Annotated in this window: 2 protein-coding genes and 1 pseudogene; 1 reads left to right on the top strand and 2 read right to left on the bottom strand. The window is 73.7% G+C overall.

Annotation, left to right across the window (positions count from 1 at the left end; all coding sequences use genetic code 11):
* Both AE652_RS37990 and AE652_RS37995 read right to left on the bottom strand, forming a co-directional pair.
* Window positions 1-340: pseudogene (locus AE652_RS37990) on the bottom strand (isochorismate synthase); the annotation flags it as partial.
* A 62-nt stretch (window positions 341-402) separates the two neighbouring features.
* On the bottom strand, window positions 403-1,218 hold the full coding sequence (locus tag AE652_RS37995) for a 2,3-dihydro-2,3-dihydroxybenzoate dehydrogenase (protein ID WP_049659886.1): 816 nt from the start codon (window positions 1,216-1,218) through the stop codon (window positions 403-405).
* A gap of 261 nt (window positions 1,219-1,479) precedes the next feature.
* Here AE652_RS37995 and pepN point away from each other — a divergent pair.
* A partial coding sequence (pepN, locus tag AE652_RS38000; protein ID WP_049659888.1) for an aminopeptidase N occupies window positions 1,480-3,452 on the top strand: 1,973 nt, incomplete at its 3' end.

The following is a 3,452-nucleotide window of genomic DNA, read 5'->3' on the forward strand; positions in this document are numbered from 1 at the left end:
GGGCGGGGACGGCGAGTTCGACCCGGCTGTCCCGGTCGAACGCCACCGCGCCGACCACCAGCGGCCGTTCGACGCCGGAGCGGCCCGCCTCGGCCAGCGTCCCGGCGACCCGCACCGGCAGCGGCCGCCCGTCCTGCGGCACCCGGGCGTGCACCCCGGAGCCGAGCAGGGTGCGGGTCGGCGAGGCGAAGAACGCCTCGTCGGAGCCGGCCCGGTACTGGCCGAGCAGTCCGCTGGCCGCGCCGATGACGGCGTGGTCCTGGCCCTCGGCGAGGGCGGTCGCCGGGGCGTCGGGCCCGGCGGGTATCGGCCCGGCGGGGGCGTGGTGCACCGTGGTCACGGCGGTTTCTCCAGTCTGGGACGGTTCTTCGGGGGGTGGGAGGAGGACCGGCGGCGTTCCGCTCAGGCGCGCAGGGTCGCGCCGCCGTCGACGTACAGGTCGTGCATGGTGATGTGCCGCGCCCGGTCGGAGGCCAGGAACACCACGGCCTCCGCGATGTCGGCGGGCGCGGCGATCCGCCCGAGCGGGATGCCGACCCGCCAGGCGCCCAGGTCGCCCTCGATCACCCGGCGTTCGGCCGCCTCGGCGTCCTCGCCCCACAGCGCGCGCTGCATCGCGGTGTCGGTCGAGCCGGGCGACACCACGTTGCACCGCACCCCGGACCGGGCGAGTTCCAGCCCCAGACAGCGGGTGAACATGGTGGCCGCCGCCTTGGACGCCGCGTAGGCGGCCATCCCGGCGCGCGGCACCCCGGCGGCGTTGGAGCCGACGGTCACGACCGCCCCGCGTCCGCGGTCCGCCATCCGGCGGCCGACGGCGCGGCTGGTGTGGAAGACGCCGGTGGTGTTGACGGCGAAGGTGTCCGCCCAGTCCCCGTCGGTGAGTTCGACGACCGGGGCGGTGCGCAGGACTCCCGCGACGTTGACCAGCACGCCGATCGGTCCGAGCCGGCTCTCGATCGACTCCACGGTGCTGTCGACCGCCCGGGCGTCCGAGACGTCCAGCGCGTAGGGACGCACGGACGGCAGCTCGGCCGCCAGCGCGTCGATCCCGCCGGGATCGCGGTCCACCGCCGCAACGACGGCTCCCTCGGCCACCAGCGCCCGCACCACGGCCGCGCCGATGCCCTGCCCGGCCCCGGTGACCATCGCGACGGCACCGGCGAATTCGGACTGTTGCTGCACAGGACATCCCCTCCGACCAGCAAGATTAGGCAAGCCTAACCTAACACAGCTGTTCGCCTGTGCCGAGCGCCTGTACGAATCCCGCTGCTTCGCCGTCAACTCGCTCCGGACGCACGGAGGCCGTCCGCCCCGGACGATCCGGCGGCCCCGGTCTCCCTCCGGCACCGAAGAGCCGGCATCGAGAAGCGGGCATCGAAGAGCGGGTGCCAAAGGCCGGCACCGAAAAGCCGGCACCGAAAAACGGGTGCCGAAAAGCGGGTGCCGCCCACCCGTGGATGAAGCAGCATGACCCGTATGTCTGATACCTCAGTACTCACCCGGGCCGAGGCCGTCGAGCGCCACCGCCTGCTCGACGTCCGCACCGTCCGCCTCGACCTCGACCTGACCCACGGTCGGGAGGTCTTCGGCTCCACCACGGTGATCCGCTTCGGCTGTACCACCCCGGGCGCCGGGACCTACGTGGACGTCAAACCGGCCGCGCTCCGCCGAGTGGTGCTGAACGGCCGCGAACTGGACGTCGCCGCGCTGCGCGCCGGGCGCTTCCCGCTGACCGGTCTGGCGGCCGACAACGAGCTCACCGTCGAGGCCGACATGGCCTACTCGCACACCGGCGAGGGCATGCACCGCTTCACCGACCCGGCCGACGGCGAGGACTACGTCTACACCCAGTCCTTCCTCGACGACGGCCCGCGGGTCTTCGCGTCCTTCGACCAGCCCGACCTCAAGGCGCGGTACACCGTGTCCGTCACCGCGCCGCGGCAGTGGACCGTGGTCGGCAACGGCGTGGGCCGCCAGGTCACGCCCGGGCGCTGGGAGTTCGCCCCCACCCCGGCGATCAGCAGCTACCTGGTCTCCGTGGTGGCCGGCCCGCTGCACTCGGTGCGAGCCGAGCACGACGGGATCCCGCTCGGCCTGCACTGCCGCCGCTCGCTCGCCGCCCACCTGGACGCCGACGCCCCCGAGCTGCTGGAGGTCACCCGGCAGGGCTTCGACCACTACCACCGGGTCTTCCGGCACCGCTACCCCTTCGACAGCTACGACCAGTGCTTCGTGCCGGAGTTCAACGCCGGCGCGATGGAGAACCCGGGCTGCGTCACACTGCGCGACGAGTTCGTGTTCCGCTCCGCCGTGGACGACACCAGGCGCGAGGAGCGCGCCCTGGTGGTGGTGCACGAGATGGCGCACATGTGGTTCGGCGACCTGGTCACCATGAAGTGGTGGGACGACCTGTGGCTGAACGAGTCCTTCGCCGAGTACATGGCCTACAGCGTCACCGCCTCCTCCAGCCGCTTCACCAGCGCCTGGACCGGCTTCGCCGCCAACCGCAAGACCTGGGGCTACGACGCCGACCAGCGCCCCTCCACCCACCCGGTGGCACCCGGCACGGTGGACGACACCGCCCAGGCGCTGCAGAACTTCGACGGCATCTCCTACGCCAAGGGCGCCGCCGCGCTGCGCCAGCTGGTCGCCTGGCTCGGTGAGGAGGCCTTCCTGGCCGGCGTCAACGACTACTTCGACGAGCACGCCTTCGGCAACGCCACCCTCGACGACCTGCTCCGGGCCCTGGCCGCGACCAGCGGCCGCGACGTCCACGGCTGGGCCGACCGCTGGCTGCGCACCACCGGCGTGGACACCCTGCGGCTGGCCGCCGGCCGGATCGAGCACACCTCGGCCGACGGCGGGCCGCGCCCGCACCAGCTGACCGTGGGCCACTACCGGCGCACCGCCGAGGGCGCCCTGGAGCTGGCCGACCGCGTGCCGCTCGACCTGGCGGCCGACGGCACCGCGGCGGTGAAGACCGACGCCGAGCTGACCCTGCTCAACGACACCGACCTCAGCTTCGTCAAGATCCGTCTCGACCCCGGCTCCTGGCGGACCGTGCGCTCCTCACTCGGCGCCGTGCCCGAGGAGCTGGCCCGGGCCGTGCTCTGGAGCACCGCCCGGGACCAGGTGCGCGACGGGGAGCTGGCGCCCGGCGAGTACCTGGAGCTGGTCGCCGCCCACCTGCCCGGCGAGACCTCGGTGCACCTGGTCGACGCGGTGCTCTCCTTCGCCCGCGACTTCGTGGTGGACTGCGCCGTGCCGCCGACCGCACGGCCGGCGGCACTGGCCGTCCTGAACGAGGTCTGCCGCACCGTGCTGCGGCGCACCGAGGACGAAACGGACCGCACCGGGCTGCGCCTGGTGGCCGCGCGCGGCGTGATCGGCACCGCCGCCGGCGAGGCGCAGGCCGCCGAGCTGCGCGACTGGCTGGCGGCCGGCACCGT

The sequence above is a fragment of the Kitasatospora sp. MY 5-36 genome, from assembly GCF_001182915.1.
Lineage (GTDB): Bacteria > Actinomycetota > Actinomycetes > Streptomycetales > Streptomycetaceae > Kitasatospora.